The organism is Pseudoalteromonas sp. S8-8 (assembly GCF_000497875.1).
GTDB classification, from domain to species: Bacteria; Pseudomonadota; Gammaproteobacteria; order Enterobacterales; family Alteromonadaceae; genus Pseudoalteromonas; species Pseudoalteromonas arctica.
In genome coordinates, this window is the sequence record NZ_AUTR01000049.1 from 1 (window position 1) to 20,763 (window position 20,763).

At 40.3% G+C, this 20,763-nt stretch carries 18 protein-coding genes and 1 rRNA gene; 1 reads left to right on the plus strand and 18 read right to left on the minus strand.

What is annotated here, in order from left to right; genetic code table 11:
* Nucleotides 1-48: 48 nt before the first annotated feature.
* The 3 genes from L659_RS0116490 to L659_RS0116500 all read right to left on the minus strand — a co-directional run bounded on the left by L659_RS0116490 (nucleotide 49) and on the right by L659_RS0116500 (nucleotide 5,303).
* Nucleotides 49-1,584, minus strand: a 16S ribosomal RNA gene (locus L659_RS0116490).
* 612 nt (nucleotides 1,585-2,196) lie between these two features.
* The gene (locus L659_RS0116495; RefSeq protein WP_024591272.1) at nucleotides 2,197-3,990 is read right to left on the minus strand and encodes a choice-of-anchor I family protein; all 1,794 of its coding nucleotides are present in this window, start codon (nucleotides 3,988-3,990) and stop codon (nucleotides 2,197-2,199) included.
* Nucleotides 3,991-4,073: 83 nt separating this feature from the next.
* Complete coding sequence (locus L659_RS0116500) at nucleotides 4,074-5,303, minus strand: acyltransferase family protein (protein ID WP_024591273.1); 1,230 nt, start codon at nucleotides 5,301-5,303, stop codon at nucleotides 4,074-4,076.
* Nucleotides 5,304-5,447: 144 nt separating this feature from the next.
* On the opposite strand from L659_RS0116500, the gene L659_RS0116505 reads away from it, so the two are divergent.
* Nucleotides 5,448-6,290, plus strand: a complete 843-nt coding sequence (locus L659_RS0116505; protein ID WP_024591274.1) for a LytR/AlgR family response regulator transcription factor — start codon at nucleotides 5,448-5,450, stop codon at nucleotides 6,288-6,290.
* Nucleotides 6,291-6,317: 27 nt separating this feature from the next.
* Here the strand turns inward: L659_RS0116505 and glmU are convergent, their stop codons facing one another.
* The 15 genes from glmU to mioC form a co-directional block, all read right to left on the minus strand.
* Nucleotides 6,318-7,676: a bifunctional UDP-N-acetylglucosamine diphosphorylase/glucosamine-1-phosphate N-acetyltransferase GlmU gene (gene glmU, locus L659_RS0116510; protein ID WP_024591275.1), complete on the minus strand. Its 1,359-nt coding sequence runs from the start codon at nucleotides 7,674-7,676 to the stop codon at nucleotides 6,318-6,320.
* A 292-nt stretch (nucleotides 7,677-7,968) separates the two neighbouring features.
* Nucleotides 7,969-8,391, minus strand: coding sequence for a F0F1 ATP synthase subunit epsilon (locus L659_RS0116515; RefSeq protein WP_007377666.1), 423 nt, complete (start codon nucleotides 8,389-8,391; stop codon nucleotides 7,969-7,971).
* Nucleotides 8,392-8,404: 13 nt separating this feature from the next.
* On the minus strand, nucleotides 8,405-9,790 hold the full coding sequence (gene atpD / locus L659_RS0116520) for a F0F1 ATP synthase subunit beta (RefSeq protein ID WP_007585971.1): 1,386 nt from the start codon (nucleotides 9,788-9,790) through the stop codon (nucleotides 8,405-8,407).
* Nucleotides 9,791-9,823: 33 nt separating this feature from the next.
* Complete coding sequence (gene atpG / locus L659_RS0116525; RefSeq protein ID WP_007585974.1) at nucleotides 9,824-10,684, minus strand: F0F1 ATP synthase subunit gamma; 861 nt, start codon at nucleotides 10,682-10,684, stop codon at nucleotides 9,824-9,826.
* Between the two features lie 60 nt (nucleotides 10,685-10,744).
* Nucleotides 10,745-12,286 carry a F0F1 ATP synthase subunit alpha gene (gene atpA / locus L659_RS0116530; protein ID WP_007585976.1) on the minus strand — a complete coding sequence of 514 codons (1,542 nt, stop codon included), beginning with the start codon at nucleotides 12,284-12,286 and terminating at the stop codon, nucleotides 10,745-10,747.
* 14 nt (nucleotides 12,287-12,300) lie between these two features.
* Nucleotides 12,301-12,834, minus strand: a complete 534-nt coding sequence (atpH, locus tag L659_RS0116535; RefSeq protein WP_007585978.1) for a F0F1 ATP synthase subunit delta — start codon at nucleotides 12,832-12,834, stop codon at nucleotides 12,301-12,303.
* Nucleotides 12,835-12,850: 16 nt separating this feature from the next.
* Nucleotides 12,851-13,321 (minus strand): F0F1 ATP synthase subunit B, encoded by a 471-nt coding sequence (gene atpF / locus L659_RS0116540; RefSeq protein WP_004335264.1) that lies wholly within the window; start codon nucleotides 13,319-13,321, stop codon nucleotides 12,851-12,853.
* 41 nt (nucleotides 13,322-13,362) lie between these two features.
* Entirely contained in the window at nucleotides 13,363-13,605 is a 243-nt protein-coding gene (atpE, locus tag L659_RS0116545) for a F0F1 ATP synthase subunit C (protein WP_007585980.1), read from the minus strand.
* Nucleotides 13,606-13,666: 61 nt separating this feature from the next.
* Complete coding sequence (gene atpB / locus L659_RS0116550; protein ID WP_010555143.1) at nucleotides 13,667-14,524, minus strand: F0F1 ATP synthase subunit A; 858 nt, start codon at nucleotides 14,522-14,524, stop codon at nucleotides 13,667-13,669.
* Nucleotides 14,525-14,539: 15 nt separating this feature from the next.
* A complete protein-coding gene (locus tag L659_RS0116555) occupies nucleotides 14,540-14,920 on the minus strand; it encodes an ATP synthase subunit I (protein WP_007585983.1) in 381 nt (126 codons plus the stop codon).
* Between the two features lie 142 nt (nucleotides 14,921-15,062).
* A complete protein-coding gene (locus L659_RS0116560; RefSeq protein ID WP_024591276.1) occupies nucleotides 15,063-15,986 on the minus strand; it encodes a ParB/RepB/Spo0J family partition protein in 924 nt (307 codons plus the stop codon).
* Between the two features lie 20 nt (nucleotides 15,987-16,006).
* Nucleotides 16,007-16,792 carry a ParA family protein gene (locus L659_RS0116565; RefSeq protein ID WP_004335235.1) on the minus strand — a complete coding sequence of 262 codons (786 nt, stop codon included), beginning with the start codon at nucleotides 16,790-16,792 and terminating at the stop codon, nucleotides 16,007-16,009.
* Between the two features lie 14 nt (nucleotides 16,793-16,806).
* Complete coding sequence (rsmG, locus tag L659_RS0116570; RefSeq protein WP_007585988.1) at nucleotides 16,807-17,427, minus strand: 16S rRNA (guanine(527)-N(7))-methyltransferase RsmG; 621 nt, start codon at nucleotides 17,425-17,427, stop codon at nucleotides 16,807-16,809.
* A gap of 15 nt (nucleotides 17,428-17,442) precedes the next feature.
* A complete protein-coding gene (gene mnmG, locus L659_RS0116575) occupies nucleotides 17,443-19,332 on the minus strand; it encodes a tRNA uridine-5-carboxymethylaminomethyl(34) synthesis enzyme MnmG (RefSeq protein WP_010555145.1) in 1,890 nt (629 codons plus the stop codon).
* 428 nt (nucleotides 19,333-19,760) lie between these two features.
* Entirely contained in the window at nucleotides 19,761-20,210 is a 450-nt protein-coding gene (gene mioC, locus L659_RS0116580; protein WP_024591277.1) for an FMN-binding protein MioC, read from the minus strand.
* Nucleotides 20,211-20,763 lie beyond the last annotated feature (553 nt).

Consider the following 20,763-nt stretch of genomic DNA (forward strand, 5'->3'; position numbering starts at 1 on the left):
TAACAATCATCTGTGTGGACACTACGAACAAATAAGTTCTAAATCGTATAAGGAGGTGATCCAGCCCCAGGTTCCCCTAGGGCTACCTTGTTACGACTTCACCCCAGTCATGAATCACTCCGTGGTAAACGTCCTCCCGAGGGTTAGACTATCTACTTCTGGAGCAACCCACTCCCATGGTGTGACGGGCGGTGTGTACAAGGCCCGGGAACGTATTCACCGCGTCATTCTGATACGCGATTACTAGCGATTCCGACTTCATGGAGTCGAGTTGCAGACTCCAATCCGGACTACGACGCACTTTAAGTGATTCGCTTACTCTCGCGAGTTCGCAGCACTCTGTATGCGCCATTGTAGCACGTGTGTAGCCCTACACGTAAGGGCCATGATGACTTGACGTCGTCCCCACCTTCCTCCGGTTTATCACCGGCAGTCTCCTTAGAGTTCTCAGCATTACCTGCTAGCAACTAAGGATAGGGGTTGCGCTCGTTGCGGGACTTAACCCAACATCTCACAACACGAGCTGACGACAGCCATGCAGCACCTGTATCAGAGTTCCCGAAGGCACCAAACCATCTCTGGTAAGTTCTCTGTATGTCAAGTGTAGGTAAGGTTCTTCGCGTTGCATCGAATTAAACCACATGCTCCACCGCTTGTGCGGGCCCCCGTCAATTCATTTGAGTTTTAACCTTGCGGCCGTACTCCCCAGGCGGTCTACTTAATGCGTTAGCTTTGAAAAACAGAACCGAGGCTCCGAGCTTCTAGTAGACATCGTTTACGGCGTGGACTACCGGGGTATCTAATCCCGTTTGCTCCCCACGCTTTCGTACATGAGCGTCAGTGTTGACCCAGGTGGCTGCCTTCGCCATCGGTATTCCTTCAGATCTCTACGCATTTCACCGCTACACCTGAAATTCTACCACCCTCTATCACACTCTAGTTTGCCAGTTCGAAATGCAGTTCCCAGGTTGAGCCCGGGGCTTTCACATCTCGCTTAACAAACCGCCTGCGTACGCTTTACGCCCAGTAATTCCGATTAACGCTCGCACCCTCCGTATTACCGCGGCTGCTGGCACGGAGTTAGCCGGTGCTTCTTCTGTCAGTAACGTCACACATGATGGGTATTAACCACCACGCTTTCCTCCTGACTGAAAGTGCTTTACAACCCGAAGGCCTTCTTCACACACGCGGCATGGCTGCATCAGGCTTGCGCCCATTGTGCAATATTCCCCACTGCTGCCTCCCGTAGGAGTCTGGGCCGTGTCTCAGTCCCAGTGTGGCTGATCATCCTCTCAAACCAGCTAGGGATCGTCGCCTTGGTGAGCCATTACCTCACCAACTAGCTAATCCCACTTGGGCCAATCTAAAGGCGAGAGCCGAAGCCCCCTTTGGTCCGTAGACATTATGCGGTATTAGCAGTCGTTTCCAACTGTTGTCCCCCACCTCAAGGCATGTTCCCAAGCATTACTCACCCGTCCGCCGCTCGTCAGCAAAGTAGCAAGCTACTTTCTGTTACCGCTCGACTTGCATGTGTTAGGCCTGCCGCCAGCGTTCAATCTGAGCCATGATCAAACTCTTCAATTAAAAAGTTTTATGTCTTTCGACAGCTCAATGAATTCTGAATTTATTTTAATATCTTTCGATATTGAATTGACTGTGCCGAATAATTACCGAAATAACTATTCTGTTGGTCACTCAGTTTTCAATTGAGACTCTAATTTGTTTGCCTCGCTACCTAAGTAGTTTGGCTGTTAGAACTCAATCTGTACGAGTGCCCACACAGATGATTGCTTTATATTGTTAAAGAACGTTTTGAGTCGCTTTAGCGCCTCAAGGGATGCGAATAATACACCCTTTATTTTTTGAGTCAACACTTAGTTTTAAACTTTCTTTTTAGATAATTTAAAACCGAAGTTTTATTTAACTCTCTGAGTAGTTCGTGCCTCGCTATGCGTTGGCGTTTCCTGTCTCAGTGGGGTCGCATTATAGGGAGATTCGAGCGGGGGTCAATGTTTTATTTCAGCTTTTTGACAATTAAATGAATTTAGTATGAAAGCTATACAAATAGAGGGCTGCAGGATACTTTTAGTTTAAAAAATACTCATAATTTATGTATCAATTGATGATGTATTAGTAAGGTTTAAACTAAGCTGTATGTTAAACAAACAACACACAGCTTTATTTAAAATTAAAGATTTATTTAGATGCTATTTCCCATACGGCAATAGAGCCTGATATTTCATTTCCAACAATTAAGAGTGGATTTCTTGTTGCACTTTGCTCTGCTGAAACGAATACCATTCCCTCAGGCGCTAAATCGCCTGTAATATTAGCTCCTTTGATTAAGCCTCGATTATAGAAGTAGTCTTCAAATTGCACATTGTATGGATTAGTAATGTCGTAAACCATAATGCCGCCCATACGTTCTAATCCAACAAAAGCAAATGTACGATCGTCAATTTTACCAATAGTCAGCGCTTCAGGCTCTGCGCCTTTATCATCTGAACGTGAGTCACCTTTGTTTTCATCTTCATTATTGTTAAATGATTCACCATGCACAGATGCTGTTATACGTGCTATATCGTCACCTGAATCAAAAACCACCAGCCCATTGCTATCCCAAATAGTAAAAGAACGTGCGCCATAGCCGTAAAGCGATTCGTATTGTCCGTCGTTATTGGTATCGCCTTTTATTGTTGTTACTTTTAAGCGACCAATATCATCATCGTCATTATTTAAGTAATCAAAATTAGCAGCAAGCGTTAAGTCTTCAACGCGGCTTTCATCTATATAAGCTAAGCAGCCATCGTCTTTATCGTAATCAAGCCCGCCCTTTGCTATACAGTCTGCTTCATCCGTTGTATCAAAAAAGTATTCTCTTGTGTCACCTTCGTTGGCAGTAACTATAAAGTTAGCGCCTTTCCAACTAAAGCTTGAGATAGTATCGGGCTGGTACATACCATAGAGCCCTGGGTATGATTTAAAATTCACGCCGCCGTCTTTATCTGAGGCATCAAGTTGTAAGCTTGACCAATCTTTAAAGCCTAAGCCCTTTAGCTCAAGACTGTTGTCTTGTAGGTTAACTATTGCAAGTGCATTGTTTTCTTGAATAGATACATAAGCATATTTGTTATCTTTAGAAATGCTAACGTACTCGGGCTCTAAATCCATAGCTACGGTGGTATTTATTAGATTACCGTTAATAGTACGACCATTTGGGTTTGCAAAAACTCCCCCTTGCGCTTCTAGTTCGGTTTGTTTGTTGTTATAGGCTTTAAAATCAATATTTATTGCTGTATCGGCTATTACATTATTTGTTATATCGATAATACTAATAGAACCTTCAGGATCTACGCTGTAGTCGCCACTTGGTTCACCTTCGTTAGCAACCACTGCCTTTGCGCCATCATGGGTGAACGTCACCATGTCTGGTAAAAATCCGACTGTAACATTTTTAATAAATACAGGTGAGTCGCCGCTTATATCGTAAAAAGCAATTTGACCTGCATCACCCGTGCTTTCAGCAGCCATTGCCACTGCAAGTAGATTGTTATTTTCATCAATAGCAATGCTGTTTGCATCGCCTTGGGTAAACTCGTTTAAAGGCAACGTAATAACGGATGTTAAATTTGTGCCGTTTATAACCCCTTCGTTATCTTTAACGAGTGCGGCAGTATCAAAGGTGTCTGCGGGTAAAATATTAATAACAGCGTCATCACCTGAACTGTTAATAGCGTAAATCCATTTTTTAGATGCTTGATATGCAACTATTTCAGCTGCACCTTCTGGGCTTTGTGCATTTAATACACCTCTACCCACAAGGTTAATATTTAATGCTGAATTGGCATTTATACCATTTAACCCATTAGTCCCACCTGTGCCTTGTTCTCCCTGTAATCCTTGAGAGCCGTTTTGACCATCGTCACCATCAAGTGAGCAACCAGTAAGAACAGATATAAGTGACAGCGCAATAATTGATTTTTTAAACATGTAATTTTCCTTAGTATTGTATTTGCTAAATATCAACACACAGGCATGACAAGATTATGGCAGTTTTAATACAGCCCCTTAGCCTAAGTAATTAGCTTATACGCTAGCGGAGTTATTAGAATTAAAGCGGCCGTATAGCCAATCGTTTTTACAGTCGGGGAATAATTTCGTTTAATTGCAACCCCTAGCAAAGGTCTAAGTACATCAGTACGTGTAATACCCCATGTAATAACACCGCAAAAAGACCAAGTCCCTGTAATAATGATGAATGGCTCAGCAACAGGCCCTAAACTTAAAGGCTGTAGTAAAAAACACAAAACAATCAAAATGCTTTGATGCAATAAATAAAAGGGAAACACCCATACATTGAGCTGTTTTAAATAGTAAGTATTAAAATTTAAAAATCGACGAGCGAGCGCAAGTACAAAAAATACACCTACAACACGTTGAATATTGTAGCTACCGATTAAAATAAAATGAGGAAGAGTAAACACCTTCTGATAACTTAATATTATAAGTACAAACAAAACCGCAAAACTCAAAGCCAGTAATACCAAGTTTTTATTTAAGCAGTTCCAAAAGTAAGTGTTTTTAGCAAGTATGTATCCTGAGAGTAGCAGTATTAAGCCGTTAGTCTCTCTGATTGAATCGCCAGTTAAGTAATGGCTTGTAAATAGTGTGGCAATAATGAGCAAGGTAATTAAAAACCCAAATGACATACCCCCTTTAACAAATGTTTTTAAAGGCGCAATAAAGGGCAAGCGTGCAAAAAGAGTTAAAACAATAATGATCAGCATAAATTGCCACAACGAGCGCAAATACCATAAGTGATTTACATCCACATTCGGCCACACTCCAGACTGATAATTAATAAAAAGCGTATTGTTCGTCTCTATAAAAGCTAAATAAAATTGCCAATAGCTAATATCAATAACACCTTGCTGTGACATTTCTGCAAACAGCTGTAAAGGCACTATTAGCCATAACCCCACCAGCAAGGGTAATAGTAAAAAAATAGAGCGGTATAAGGTGAAATGTAACCAAGACTTAAAGCTGCTTACTTTATCAATCATAAAACGCAGTGCTACGCCCGATATAAACCAAATGAGTAACATGCGCCAAGGTGAAAACACCAACATTAAATATTCAACATACTGTGATGTATAATTACTCTTAAAATGAAACCCCCAGTTTTCGCTATACAACATGCCAATGTGATAAAAAGTTAGCGACGCAAATGCGATTACCCTAAGCCAATCAAGATAATATTTACGCGAATTAACTAATGAAGGTTGTTGTACTTGAGTGCTCATGCTTTTACTACTTTATGTATGCTATGCGCTATTCATACCTAAAGCTCTCGCTAAAACTATCTATAAGTGCTTATATTACAAGCAATAGTGATAAAAGGTGGTATACAGGGATAAGCGTGCCACATCAGCAATAAGCATACATTTATGAACCTACAGCACTTTCAACGTTTTCAAAGCATTTACGCATCAGTATTACTGTGTGCTTACGTATTAATTAATAATACAGTAAATGCTACAACCCAAATAATGGAAGCCCAAAGAGAAGGGGCTTTAACTTTTTTAATGTGGGAGCCATTTGTTTGGGAGTATTCAAGTGCCTTGAGTACTTTGCTTATATTCCCTATTTTAATTTGGTTTTTAAGACACTTATCTTTTAATTGGCAAAATATTACGGCCTCATTAGGTATGTACTTTGGTGCCTCTATTATATTTAGCGTGTTACACGTTGGTATTATGGTAGGGGTTCGTAAATTCATATATTTGTTGAATGATGGGTCTTACAACTTTGGACTTAGCTGGTTTGAGCTTATTTATGAATACCAGAAAGACGCTATAAGCTTTGTGTTTTTCATCGTACTTATCAAAGTATATCAATATGTGGTGCAGCAGTTACTAGGTGAAGCCTCTTCAATTGAAGAAAATGAGCAGCAAACAACATCGACCATAAACCGCCTATTAGTTAAAAAGCTCGGAAAAGAATTCATTATAAAAATAGAGGATGTTGATTGGCTTGAATCGTCGGGTAATTATGTAAACCTACATATAGGCTCACGTATATATCCGTTAAGGGCAACGCTTACAGCATTAAGTAAACAACTTGAAGTGCAGGGGTTTTGTAGAATTCACCGCAGCCATGGCGTAAAACTCGATAAAGTGGAGTCCATTACACCACTACCCAGTGGGGACAGTGAAATAAAACTAACAACAGGTAAAGTACTTAACTTGTCTAGACGCTATAAAGAGCAATTTAAACTTCAGCTAAAATAAAAAAGGCTACCTAAGTAGCCTCTATTGTTATTTTTTAACTGGGCGTTTCCAACCCGTTAAATTACGCTGTTTAGAGCGTGCTATTGCTAATTGGTCATCTTCAACGGTACTGGTGATCACAGAGCCTGCACCAATTGTTGCAGTTGCGCCTATATTTACTGGGGCAACGAGTGATGAATTAGAACCAATAAAGGCATTATCGCCAATAATAGTTTTTGCTTTGTTAACACCATCGTAGTTACAGGTAATAGTGCCAGCGCCAATATTCACTTTTTCGCCAATTTCAGCATCACCTAAATAACTTAAGTGGTTGGCTTTAGAGCCTTTACCTAGTCGGGTTTTTTTCATCTCAACAAAGTTACCAATGTGTGAGTCTTCTTCCATTACAGCGCCTGGGCGAAGGCGAGCATAAGGACCAAGCGTACACTTATCTGCAACTGTGGCATCTTCAATCAGCGTATTAGCTTTAATAATAACGTTATCACCAATACTACAATTTTTAAGGACACAGTTAGGACCTATTTGTACATTGTTACCAAGCGTGACCGTGCCTTCAAAAATAACGTTTACGTCGATAAGTACATCTTCACCGGTGGTAACTGTTCCTCGCACATCAATACGCGCAGGGTCAGCAAGTGTTGCGCCATTTAACATTAACTCTTCTGCTTGCCATGCTTGGTAAGCGCGCTCTAAGCCTGCAAGTTGTACGCGGTTATTTGCGCCCTCAACTTCCATTGCATGGTCTGGCTGAGCTGAAGTGATTTCTACGCCTTCACTGTGAGCCATTGCAACGATATCTGTTAAGTAGTACTCGCCTTGTGCATTATTGTTAGATAAGTTACCTAACCATGTTTTTAATAGCTTACCGTTAACAGCCATAATGCCTGTATTTACTTCGTTAATAAGTAACTGTTCTGGGCTTGAATCTTTTTGCTCAACAATACCAACTAACTTACCACCAGCACGAAGCATTCGACCATAGCCATTTGGGTTTACCAAATTTACCGTTAATACAGCTAAACCATTTTTAGGTGTTGCGGCTAATAAACGCTCTAGTGTTGATTGCTTTGTTAGTGGTACATCACCGTATAAAATTAATACCGTGTCTTCATCATTAACATGAGAGTTGGCTTGCGCTACTGCGTGGCCAGTACCAAGTTGTTCAGCTTGAAGTACCCAATTTACATTGTTATCGGCAAGTTGTTGTTGTAATAGTTCGCCGCCGTGTCCATAAACTAGGTTTGTAGTCGTTGCACCTAATGCCATCGCATTATCAATAACGTGCTGTACCATTGGTTTGCCAGCAACTTTGTGCAAAACTTTAGGTAGAGCAGAGCGCATGCGAGTACCTTTACCCGCAGCAAGAATAACAGTTGTTAGAGCCATTAAAACAATTTCCTTTTTCCGTTGTTTTAGCTAAATAAGTATTATGTTTGTGCAGAAGATTACATAAATCACTTCTTGTGCAGATACTCAGTAGGTTAGTTTATTCGTACTGAATCTTGACTGAAAAACACACTTAATTGAATGGCGTTATTGTAGCGAGGATTCCGGCAGGATATAAGTGTAAAAGTGTAAAAGTGTAGATAATAATCGGACTAAGGTATTTAGTGTAAATACAAAAGTAACAGGCACAAAAAAGCCCACTTATAGTGGGCTTTTTACAAACCGGATAGGCTTACTTGTGACGTAATTGCTGAATTACGCGTAACTGAGCAACTGCTTCTGCCAGTCGCGTAGCCGCTTGCTGATAATCAAACTCAACAGCTGACGAATTCGCCATATGTTCTTCAGCTTCACGTTTAGCCTTTTGTACAGAATCTTCATCTAAATCTTCACCACGAACCGCAGTATCTGCAAGAATCGTGATGTGATTTGGTTGAACTTCTAATGTACCGCCAGCAACATATATCACATCTTCGTGACCAAATTGCTTAACTAAACGTACCATACCAGGTTTAAGGGCAGTTAGTAGTGGAGCATGGCCTAGGTTTACACCCAGCTCGCCTTCACTACCAGATACTTGAATCGATTCAACAAGACCAGAGAACAAACTCTGCTCAGCGCTTACTACGTCAAGATGTACAGTCATAGCTGTCATACTACCCTCCTAGTTACATGCCTTTGGCTTTTTCTTGAGCTTCTTCGATAGAGCCAACCATGTAGAACGCTTGCTCTGGCATATCATCAAATTCACCGTTTAAGATGCCTTTAAAGCCAGAAATTGTATCTTTTAGTGATACGTATTTACCAGACGCGCCTGTAAACACCTCTGCCACGAAGAATGGCTGAGATAGGAAACGTTGGATTTTACGTGCACGAGATACAAGTTGCTTATCTTCGTCAGAAAGCTCGTCCATACCTAGGATTGCAATGATGTCTTTAAGTTCTTTATAACGCTGAAGAACTGTTTGAACGCCACGTGCTGTATCGTAGTGCTCTTGACCAATTACTTGTGGGTCAAGTTGACGTGAAGATGAATCAAGTGGGTCTACCGCTGGGTAGATACCAAGTGATGCGATATCACGTGAAAGTACTACTGTTGCGTCTAAGTGAGCAAAGGTAGTTGCTGGAGATGGATCCGTTAAATCATCCGCAGGTACGTATACCGCTTGGATTGATGTAATTGAACCCGTCTTAGTAGAAGCGATACGCTCTTGAAGCACACCCATTTCTTCAGCAAGTGTAGGCTGGTAACCTACCGCTGATGGCATACGACCAAGTAGTGCAGATACTTCTGTACCAGCAAGAGTATAACGGTAGATGTTATCTACGAAGAAAAGTACATCGCGACCTTCATCACGGAACTTTTCAGCCATAGTAAGACCAGTTAACGCTACGCGTAAACGGTTACCAGGAGGCTCGTTCATCTGACCGTATACAAGCGATACTTTATCAAGTACGTTTGAATCGTTCATCTCATGGTAGAAATCGTTACCCTCACGTGTACGCTCACCAACACCTGCGAATACTGAGTAGCCACTGTGCTCGATTGCGATGTTACGGATAAGTTCCATCATGTTTACAGTTTTACCAACACCGGCACCACCGAATAAACCAACTTTACCACCTTTAGCAAACGGACATACAAGGTCGATAACCTTGATACCAGTTTCTAAAAGTTCAACTGAACTTGATTGCTCTTCGTATGAAGGTGCTGCACGGTGAATAGACATACGGTCTTCTTCGCCGATTGGACCCGCTTCATCGATTGGCTCACCAAGTACGTTCATGATACGACCAAGTGTTGCTTTACCAACTGGAACTTGAATCGATTCACCTGTATTCATAACTAAAGCACTACGACGTAAACCATCAGTAGTACCCATAGCGATAGTACGCACTACACCGCCACCTAGCTGTTGTTGAACTTCTAGAGTCAAACCAGCTAAATCGCCATCTGTTACTCTTAGTGCGTGGTATACCGCTGGCACGCTATCTTGTGGAAATTCAATATCCACAACGGCGCCGATAATTTGGACGACCTTACCTAAACTCATGTCTATTCCTCTCGTTAATCTTTACCCGAAGCATTAAACTGCTGCTGAGCCAGAACAAATCTCACTAATTTCTTGTGTGATTGCTGCTTGGCGAGCCTTGTTATAAACAAGCTGTAGCTCGTCCATAAGGTCACCTGCGTTATCAGTTGCAGCTTTCATTGCAACCATACGAGCAGCCTGTTCAGAGGCAGCATTTTCTACCACACCTTGGTATGCTTGAGACTCAATAAAGCGTACTAACAAAGACTCTAAAATAGCCTCTGGATTTGGCTCGTATAAGTAATCCCATGTGTGAGCAGATACTTCTTCTTCAGCTTTTGGCAAAGGGAGTAACTGATCTATAATTGGCTCTTGCCTCATGGTATTAACGAATTTGTTATATACCAAGAATAAACGGTCTATTTTGCCTTCAGAAAATGCATCAAGCATAACTTTTACAGGACCAATAACGTCTTGTACTGAAGGTTTATCTCCTAGGCCCGCTTTTTTAGCGAGTAGTTGACCACCAAAACGTTGAAAGAAGCCAGCTGCTTTACTACCTAAAGTAGCAAATTCAGCATCAACACCTTTTTCTTTCCACGCTTTAACATCAAGTGCAACTTTCTTAAACTCGTTTGAGTTTAGACCGCCACACAGACCACGGTCTGTAGAGATAACAATATAACCAACTCGTTTCACTTCACGATCTTTTAAGAACGGGTGAGTAAAATCAAGATTTGCTTGAGCAACACGACCAATTACTTCACGTAATTTGTCAGCGTATGGACGGCTTGAAGCAACGCGTTCTTGCGCCCTTTTCATTTTAGACGCAGCAACCATTTCCATTGCGCTAGTGATCTTTTGAGTATTTTTAATACTCCCGATCTTGCTTTTAATCTCTTTTCCGCTGGCCATGACTCTCTCTCCGAATCAAGGTGTGCTTTAGTTTCCTAAAGCGCACCATTAATAACTAAATTACCAAGTTTGCGTAGACTTGAACTTCGTTAGAAGTTCTTTAAGCTGCGCTTCGATCTCGGCATTTAAGTTACCAGTTTCATTGATTTGAGCCACAAGCTCTGCGTATGTGCTATTTGCATACGAAAGTAAAGCTGCTTCAAAGTCACCGATTTTCGCGATTTCGATGTCTTGAAGGAAGCCTTTTTCAGCAGCAAATAACGACAAAGACATATCAGCAACAGACATTGGCGCGTACTGTTTCTGCTTCATTAGCTCTGTTACACGCTCACCATGCTCAAGTTGAGCACGAGTTGCATCATCAAGGTCAGACGCGAACTGCGAGAACGCAGCTAATTCACGGTACTGAGCTAGGGCTAGACGAATACCGCCACCTAGTTTCTTAACGATTTTAGTTTGTGCAGCACCACCAACACGCGATACCGAGATACCAGCATTTACTGCCGGACGGATACCTGAGTTGAATAAGTCAGTTTCTAAGAAGATCTGACCATCGGTGATAGAGATAACGTTAGTCGGTACGAACGCAGAAACGTCGCCGCCTTGAGTTTCAATGATTGGCAATGCCGTCAATGAACCAGTTTTACCTTTCACTTCACCATTAGTGAACTTTTCAACGTAATCTGCGTTTACACGCGATGCACGCTCTAAAAGACGAGAGTGAAGGTAGAATACGTCACCTGGGTATGCTTCACGGCCTGGTGGACGCTTAAGTAGTAATGAAATTTGACGGTAAGCAACTGCTTGCTTAGACAAATCATCATATACGATTAATGCGTTTTCACCACGGTCACGGAAGTATTCACCCATAGTACAGCCCGCGAACGGTGCTAAGTACTGAAGTGCCGCAGATTCAGAAGCAGATGCAACAACTACGATAGTATTTGCTAGTGCACCATGCTCTTCTAATTTACGAACTACGTTTGCAATAGTAGATGCTTTTTGACCAATCGCAACGTACACACACTTAACGCCTGTGTCTTTTTGATTGATGATTGCATCGATTGCTAGTGCAGTTTTACCTGTTTGGCGGTCACCAATGATAAGTTCACGTTGACCACGACCAACTGGAATCATCGCATCAATAGATTTATAACCAGTTTGAACTGGCTCATCTACAGATTTACGCTCGATTACACCTGGTGCAATTTTTTCTACAGGTTCAAACCCGTCGTTATCTAGAGCGCCTTTACCATCGATTGGAGCACCTAGTGTGTTTACAACACGACCAAGTAAACCAGGACCAACAGGAACTTCTAAAATACGACCAGTTGTATATACTTTTACGCCTTCAGTAAGGTCAGCGTACGGACCCATTACTACTGCACCAATTGAGTCGCGCTCAAGGTTTAGTGCGATAGCATAACGGCTGCCAGGAAGCTCAATCATTTCACCTTGCATACAGTCAGCAAGACCGTGGATGCGGATGATACCGTCAGTAACAGATACAATAGTACCTTCGTTACGAGCTTCACTTACAACTTCGAACTTCTCAATACGTTGTTTGATCAGATCTGAAATTTCAGTGGAATTAAGTTGCATGCTCTTTTTCCCAATTACGATTGTAGTGTTGTAGCTAAGCGGTTTAATTTACCGCGAATAGTACCGTCGATTACAGTGTCGCCAGACCTAATAATAAGTCCACCAACCACTGACGCGTCTTCACTACAATTCAGCTTAACTTTGCGTGCGAAACGTTTTTCAAGTGCCGCTACCAATGACTCTTGTTGCGCAGCAACAAGAGGAGTTGCAGAAATCACATCTACTTCGATTTCTTTATCGTATTCTGCTTTAAATTCAGCAAATAACTGTGCAACTTCAGGTAGAGCTGTCAAACGTCCATTTTCAGCCATCACCTTAACTAGGTTCTGACCTTGTTCGTTGAGCTGCTCAGCACAAAGTTGAATAAATAATTCAGCTTGTGCAGTAGCTGTAGGCATACTCGCTAAAACAGACGATGCTTGCTCATTGCTGGCTACATGGCCTGCAAAGAACAACATATCATTCCAGCTTTCTAGAGTGCCTTTCTCAACGGCAAGTTCAAAAGCCGCTTTAGCGTATGGGCGAGCGATAGTAGTCAAATTAGACATGCTCATACCCTCCTAATTACAGCTCAGCGACAAGTTTTTCAACGATGTCACTATGTGCGGCTTGATTAATTTCACGCTCTAAAATACGTTCTGCGCCAATCACTGCCAGAGTTGCTACTTGCTTACGTAGTTCTTCTGTTATGCGATTACGTTCAGACTCAACTTCAGAGTGCCCTTGAGCAATGATACTTTCACGCTCTTGTTGACCACGAAGTGTTTCTTCGTCAACAATTAGCACTGCACGCTTTTTAGCTTGATCAATGATATCAGCCGCTTGAGCTTTTGCATCTTTAAGCTGTTCAGCAGCTTTCTTTTGCGCAAGTTCTAAGTCTTTTTCGGCTCTATCAGAGGCAGCTAAACCATCTTCGATTTTTTTCTGGCGAGCTTCAATTGCACCGTTTAGTGGTGGCCATACGTATTTCATACAAAATAATACGAACACCGTAAACGCAATCAATTCACCGATAAGAGTGGCGTTTAAATTCACAACCGCTCCTCCTTAAATAGTAAGCTGTTCAAAGAATAAAATTAAAGTACGAACAACAATACCATAGCGATACCAACACCAATCATTGCTACAGCATCGATTAGACCAGCAAGAATAAACATCTTAACTTGTAGCGAAGGTGCAAGCTCAGGTTGACGCGCACATGCTTCAAGGAATTTACCGCCCATGTTACCAAAACCGATTGCTGTGCCGATTGCACCAAAACCGATTAGTAAAGCTACTGCGATGTATTTTAAGCCTGTTAATAATTCTAAAGCTTCCATTTATTTCTCCAAAGTTTCAATTGTAAAGTTAAAAGTAAAAGTAAAATTGTAAATCTAAAAATTAGTGATTATCTGAACTTGCCATGCTTAGGTATACAATCGTAAGCATCATGAATAAGAATGCTTGTAATGTAATAACTAGAATATGGAATACAGCCCAAACAAAGTGCAACGGTAGTTGCATAAAACCGATAGCGCCGATCAAGATGAAAATCAACTCACCAGCATATAAGTTACCAAACAAACGTAGTGCTAATGAAAACGGTTTAGAAACGAGTGCAATCAGTTCAAGTAATAAGTTAAATGGTATCAAAATAATTTGAACAAACATGTTATTTGAGCTGAACGGATGAAGCGTTAACTCTTTAATAAACCCGCCAATACCTTTTATTTTGATTGAAAAGCCAACCATTAGTATAAATACACCCAGCGCTAGCGCTGAAGTCATATTAATATCGGTAGTAGGTACAATTTTCATGTACACATCGTGTGAATCCATACCAAATGCAGTCTCACCAACGAAACCTGCAAGTGCTGGAATGAAATCAACTGGTATTAAATCCATTAAGTTCATTAAGAACACCCAAACGAAAATCGTTAAGGCTAATGGTGCAATAAGCTTGCTTTTACCATGGAAAGTATCGCGTACGTTGTCACCAACGAATTCTACGATTATTTCAATAAAACACTGAAATTTCCCAGGTACACCTAGTGTTGATTTTTTAGCGGCACTACGAAAGATCCATAAAAATATAAGACCTAAACCGATAGACCATGCAAGGGTATCTATATGCCATGTCCAGAATCCACTGTCCGTACATGCTTTATTGAAGGCGAGACCTGTATCGGTCGAACACATCTTAGCATTGGTCAAATGGTGCTGGATATGGCCAGATAGAGTAACTTCTTCTGCTGCCATGTTATATCCCAAAAGTTAATGTTTAAAAAAAACGGGTGCGAACAATCCAGTAAAGAGCGCCAGTATATAAGTACTAAAAAAGGGTAATAAAATTACCGGAAAATGCTTCAGTACTAGCGCAAACAATACAATTGTTAGCATAAACTTTAATCCGTTGCCGCGTTTCAACGAGGCATACGCTTGATTTGCTCGACTTGCACCCATATATCTGAATGCATAAAGTGCAAATACAAAGTGCGGAAGTACTGCTACAGCTCCACCAGCGAGTGATGAAAGCGAGGCATTGACTCCCGAACTAAAAAAAATAATTACAGCAGCAACTAATGCTACAACACCCTGAAGGCAAATTAACTTTAATACGGCAAGTCGATATGGACTCGCTAACTTATCAGTCACGTTTAGTTAACCTTTATTGCGTTCTAATTGTTAGGGTGTGAAAACTGGCGAAATTATACTTAATCCTGCCAGTTTTGCAACTTGAGTAGATGCTTTGTAACACGAAATAGCTACAAATGTCCCTTTTTAGACATGTAGAAAACTAATGGTGGGTATTGTCGTGATTGATACGATTTAAAATGCCGTCAAGTTCATCTAGGTTAGTATACGAAATAACCAGTTTACCTTTACCTTTTTTATTGTAGTTAATCTCTACTTTAGCACCTAGATTTTCAGCGAGTTGTTGTTCTAACTGCTTAACATCTGGATCTTTTTCGGTTATTTCTTTAGCAGGTAAAGGTTCTAAAATTGAGCGTACGAGCTTTTCAGTTTCTCGAACTGTTAATGCTTTAGCTACAGCTAAACGAGCAGCATCTGACTGCGCTTCACCTTCAAGGGCTAACAGGCAACGAGCATGGCCCATTTCAATATCGCCATGTTCTAACAGAATTTTTACATCACTATTTAAGTTATTTAAACGCAATAAGTTAGTTACAGTCGTACGTGATTTACCCACCGCATCTGCTACTTGCTGATGTGTTAATTCAAATTCTATTAGTAAACGATTAAGTGCAACTGCTTCTTCCATGGCATTTAAATCTTCACGCTGAATATTTTCTATCAGTGCAATCGCAACGGCAGCTTCATCAGGTACATCTTTAATAATACAAGGTACTGTTTCAAGCTTAGCTATTTGCGCTGCGCGCCAACGACGCTCACCCGCTATAATTTCAAAACTATTGTGTGCAATAGGGCGCACAACAATGGGTTGAATAATACCTTGTGAGCGAATAGAACTAGCAAGCTCTTCTAGCGCCTCTTCAGACATGTCTTTACGAGGTTGGTATTTACCAGAGTGTAAAAACTCTATTGGGAGTTTTTGTAATTCACTATTATTAGCTGCGGCATTTTGCACAGCCTCAGAAACGTTTGATGTGTCGTGTTCCTTGCTTGGGCTTGGTGCAGGCTTTGACGAACTTAAAAGTGCATCGAGTCCTCGGCCTAAACCTCGTTTTTTAGCAGACATGTTATTTTTTTACCTCAAAGTTAGGCGACAACGGACGCTGTTTTTTCTTTTCTGCGTAACATTTCACCAGCGAGTGCTAAATACGCTTTAGCGCCACTTGATGCCCGGTCATAGTACATAGCAGGAGTACCAAAACTAGGTGCTTCAGCTAAACGAACATTACGCGGGATCACCGTACGGTATACTTTATCGCCAAAATGTTGTTTTAATTGTTCTGATACATCATTAGCCAAACGGTTACGCGGGTCGTACATAGTACGAAGTATGCCTTCAATTTGTAAGCTAGGATTCACTAACTTAGCAAGTTGCGTAATCGTATCCATTAATGCGGTTAACCCTTCAAGTGCATAATACTCACACTGCATTGGCACTAAAATAGAATCAGCTGCGGCCATTGCATTAACAGTTAACATATTTAGAGAGGGTGGACAGTCGATAAAAATAAATTCGTACTGGTCCTGAATTTTTTCAAGTGCGTTACGTAAACGCACTTCACGGGCAAATAATTCCATCAATTTAACTTCTGCAGCGGTTACATCACCGTTTGCAGCAATCATATGGTATTCGCCAGACGTTTCTTTAATGATAACGTCTTCTATAGGTTTATCTTCAATAAGTAGGTCGTAAATAGTTGGCACGTCGCCATATTTATCTACGCCACTACCCATAGTCGCATTACCTTGCGGATCGAGATCAATTAACAGCACTTTACGTTTCGTTGCAGCCATAGACGCAGCGAGGTTAACAGCGGTTGTAGTTTTACCCACTCCACCTTTTTGATTTGCTAATGCGATGACTTTTGCCACGGTGTCTCTGATCCCTAGTCTTTAGAAAGAATAATTAAATGTCGTTGTGCATCTAAATTAGGTACTTCTAATGCAATTTTTTGCTCAAACTTAACGCCTGCAGGTAGTGACTCTAGCTCTTCGCTAGGGAACACGCCTTTAAGTGCTATAAATTTACCCGAATGATCGATTAAGTGCGAACACCAGTCAACCATATCTTGTAATGAAGCAAAAGCACGACTTAGTACGCCGTCTAATTTAACACTTGGTTGATATTCTTCAACTCTTGACTGAACCGGGGTTACATTATCAAGACCAAGCTCATGTTTAACATGCATTAAAAATCGTACACGTTTACCTAAGCTATCTAATAACACAAAATGTGTATTAGGTAATGCAATTGCTAATACGATACCCGGTAATCCAGGACCCGTTCCAACATCAATATAATGATGACCGGGTAAGTGAGGCGCAACAACTAAGCTATCCATAATATGCTTAATCATCATTTCTTCAGGTAAGCGTACTGAGGTTAAGTTATAAGCCTTATTCCACTTATTCAATAACTCGACGTAACGAACTAGCTGTTGCTGTTGTTTTTCTGTTAGCGCAATATCAGTTTGCGCTAACAATGTAGTTAATTGTTGCTGTAACACTATGTACCCTTACCGTTACGCGGATTTGCGTAATAAGCCTTGCTTCTTCAGATACACTAATAATAGCGAAATCGCCGCTGGGGTGATACCAGAAATACGCGATGCTTGACCAATAGTGTCAGGACGCGACTCAATAAGCTTGGCAACTACCTCATTTGACAAACCAGATACGGTTTTATAATCAAACTCTTTTGGTAAAATTGTTTGCTCATGACGAAGCTGTTTGTTGATCTCATCTTGTTGACGCGCAATATAACCTGCGTACTTAGTATGGATCTCAACTTGTTCAAGTGCCGCTTTATTTGTAAATTCAGATCCTAATCCTTCTATAGCCATAAGATCGTTATAACGAATCTCTGGGCGACGAAGTAATTCTTCTAAACTTGCTTCACGTGTAAGCGGTGTTTTCAGTAATGCATTTACTTGTTCTACAACGGCGTGATCTTTGTGAATCCACGTATCTTTGATGCGTTGCTTCTCTTTTTCGATTACTTCCATTTTTTCGTTAAATGCCTGCCAGCGTTCGTCATTAACCAAACCTAGCTCACGGCCCTTTTCAGTTAAACGAATATCAGCATTATCTTCACGAAGTAATAAACGGTATTCGGCACGACTGGTAAACATACGGTATGGTTCTTTTGTACCCAGTGTTGCTAAGTCGTCGATTAATACACCCACGTAAGCTTCATCACGACGTGGTGTCCAAGAATCTTTGCCTTGCACTTTTAATGCAGCATTCATACCAGCAATTAAGCCTTGTGCCCCAGCTTCTTCATAGCCGGTAGTACCGTTAATTTGACCTGCAAAAAATAAACCTTCAATAAATTTAGTTTCTAAAGATTGTTTTAAATCACGTGGATCAAAGTAATCATATTCAATTGCGTAGCCAGGTCGACAAATATGTGCATTTTCAAAACCTGTAATCGATTGCACGATTTCAAGTTGTACATCAAACGGTAAACTAGTCGAAATACCATTTGGGTATAATTCGTATGATGTTAAACCTTCAGGCTCAACAAATATTTGATGTTTATCTTTATCTGCAAAACGAACAATTTTATCTTCAATTGAAGGGCAGTATCGTGGACCAATACCTTCAATAACACCTGAGTACATAGGTGAGCGATGTAAGTTTTTACGAATAACATCATGTGTTTTTTCGTTTGTGTAAGTTATGTAACACGGTATCTGTTGTGGGTGATCTGATTGTTTACCCATAAACGAAAACACAGGAGTTGGTGTATCACCTGGCTGTGCTTCCATTTTTGTAAAATCAACAGTACGTGCATCAATACGTGGAGGTGTACCCGTTTTTAAACGATCAACTCTAAATGGATGTTCACGTAAGCGATCAGCTAAAGCGATTGAAGGAGGATCGCCTGCACGACCGCCTTTATAATTTTCTAAACCAATATGAATTAAGCCGCCTAAAAAAGTACCCACGGTTAAAACAACACTTGGTGCACTAAAACGTAAACCCATTTGAGTTACTACGCCAGTAACACGATCGTTTTCAACAATAAGATCATCACATGATTGTTGAAAAATCTTAAGGTTATCTTGGTTTTGTAATGTTGTTTGAATAGCCGCTTTGTACAAAGCGCGATCTGCTTGTGCTCGAGTAGCACGAACAGCAGGTCCTTTTGAAGAATTTAGTGTACGAAATTGGATCCCGCCTTTATCAATGGCCTGTGCCATTGCACCACCAAGCGCGTCGATCTCTTTTACCAAATGACCTTTGCCAATCCCACCAATTGCTGGGTTGCAAGACATTTGACCAAGGGTATCCATATTGTGAGTCAGTAGCAGGGTATTCATCCCCATACGGGCAGCTGCTAATGCGGCTTCAGTGCCAGCATGTCCACCACCTACTACGATAACGTCAAAATTTTCGTGAAAAATCATTAATGGGATCCTACTTAAATCAAACCGGTAAACTTCAAAAGGGAGCGTATTCTACCTAGAAATTGGCAGAAGATAAATGATTAAACAAAGGGCAAGATCTAAGTATGTGATCTCTAATAATATAAAGGATCTTTTAAAGAGATCTTTTATTACTATTACTACTACTGATCGACTTTTCTGTTGATAAGGTTTAGATCTTCATTTAAAACATGAAATTAGATCAGATCTAAAGGTGTTAATATGATCGGATCATCCAGCAAATAAGCTCTGATCAAAAAGGCACTTTATGCACAGGGTTGAATCAGTTGGATCTTATCCAATGGATAAGCATGCTTTAAAACGCAGTTTATTCAATCTTTATCCACAAAACCTATTAAATTATTAGTAAATTGTGGGTAACTTTATATATAACTTTTTACTTGATCTATCTATTTTATGCCTGTTTGAGCTATCCAAGAGTCTAACCATGTTAATGCAGTGTCTTCTGGTAGTGCTTCATCGAGAATATTAAGCTCTAAACGTTCTGCTACTTTTATAGCGCCTTTTTGAGTTAATAAGGCATCTATATTACGTCCTGCTAGGTTATAAGTGTCATAACTAGTGTCGCCTAAAGCGATTACTGAATATTTTAATTCAGATAAATCATCTGCTTGAGTTACATCTTCAACAAAACTAATAAGATTTTCAGGGTAATCACCTGCACCATAAGTTGATGTGCAGATTAACCAAATGGTATTTTGCTGATCAATATCGCTAAATTCAGGTTGATCATGTAGTTGCGTAGTAATACCAAGGTTATTAAGCGCGTCGCTTAATTGCTCTGCAACATACTCGGCTGATCCCATTTGGCTGCCGACAATAAGATTTACTGAACTCATGAATATTAGTGATCACATTGGTTATAATTGCCGCCTATGATAACTGAGTGAGGATAACAGTAAAGTTAAGAGTGCTTTTTTGTATAACTATTTTTGCGGTAATTTTACACTCATTCAAAATTGTGTCTTTAAGTTGTTGATAATATAGTGTTTAACAAATTATCTTTAAATGTAATCTTCTGATCAAGTTGTTGATAACAGTGGGGAAAGCTCTGCTTAAACTGTTTTTTTAGGTTGTTTTATATTCGCTAAGTTATTGATATTACTTGTCAGTAAAAAATTAAATTGTAAATATCTCAATTAAAAATACATGTTGATCATAATGTGGATATAAAGCCTGTTGATAACCTTAAATTTAGATCGAAAATAATTTTTAAAAATGATCTAATAAAGCAGATCTAATGAAATTAATTAAAAATAAGTTCATAAATAGATAAATTACAATTGATCATGAGGTTTTTGCGACTGATTTACCTAGTTTTGGTATTTATTTGAGCTGAAAATTAGGTATTGTGGATAAGTGATCTCGGTATTTTTAATTTTATGCGAATTT

Bases quoted from the DNA above. Each gene is read 5' to 3' on its own strand.
- L659_RS0116495 (WP_024591272.1), bottom strand. From the start codon at position 3,990: ATGTTTAAAAAATCAATTATTGCGCTGTCACTTATATCTGTTCTTACT.
- L659_RS0116500 (WP_024591273.1), bottom strand. From the start codon at position 5,303: ATGAGCACTCAAGTACAACAACCTTCATTAGTTAATTCGCGTAAATAT.
- L659_RS0116505 (WP_024591274.1), top strand. From the start codon at position 5,448: ATGAACCTACAGCACTTTCAACGTTTTCAAAGCATTTACGCATCAGTA.
- glmU (WP_024591275.1), bottom strand. From the start codon at position 7,676: ATGGCTCTAACAACTGTTATTCTTGCTGCGGGTAAAGGTACTCGCATG.
- L659_RS0116515 (WP_007377666.1), bottom strand. From the start codon at position 8,391: ATGACAGCTATGACTGTACATCTTGACGTAGTAAGCGCTGAGCAGAGT.
- atpD (WP_007585971.1), bottom strand. From the start codon at position 9,790: ATGAGTTTAGGTAAGGTCGTCCAAATTATCGGCGCCGTTGTGGATATT.
- atpG (WP_007585974.1), bottom strand. From the start codon at position 10,684: ATGGCCAGCGGAAAAGAGATTAAAAGCAAGATCGGGAGTATTAAAAAT.
- atpA (WP_007585976.1), bottom strand. From the start codon at position 12,286: ATGCAACTTAATTCCACTGAAATTTCAGATCTGATCAAACAACGTATT.
- atpH (WP_007585978.1), bottom strand. From the start codon at position 12,834: ATGTCTAATTTGACTACTATCGCTCGCCCATACGCTAAAGCGGCTTTT.
- atpE (WP_007585980.1), bottom strand. From the start codon at position 13,605: ATGGAAGCTTTAGAATTATTAACAGGCTTAAAATACATCGCAGTAGCT.
- atpB (WP_010555143.1), bottom strand. From the start codon at position 14,524: ATGGCAGCAGAAGAAGTTACTCTATCTGGCCATATCCAGCACCATTTG.
- L659_RS0116560 (WP_024591276.1), bottom strand. From the start codon at position 15,986: ATGTCTGCTAAAAAACGAGGTTTAGGCCGAGGACTCGATGCACTTTTA.
- mnmG (WP_010555145.1), bottom strand. From the start codon at position 19,332: ATGATTTTTCACGAAAATTTTGACGTTATCGTAGTAGGTGGTGGACAT.
- mioC (WP_024591277.1), bottom strand. From the start codon at position 20,210: ATGAGTTCAGTAAATCTTATTGTCGGCAGCCAAATGGGATCAGCCGAG.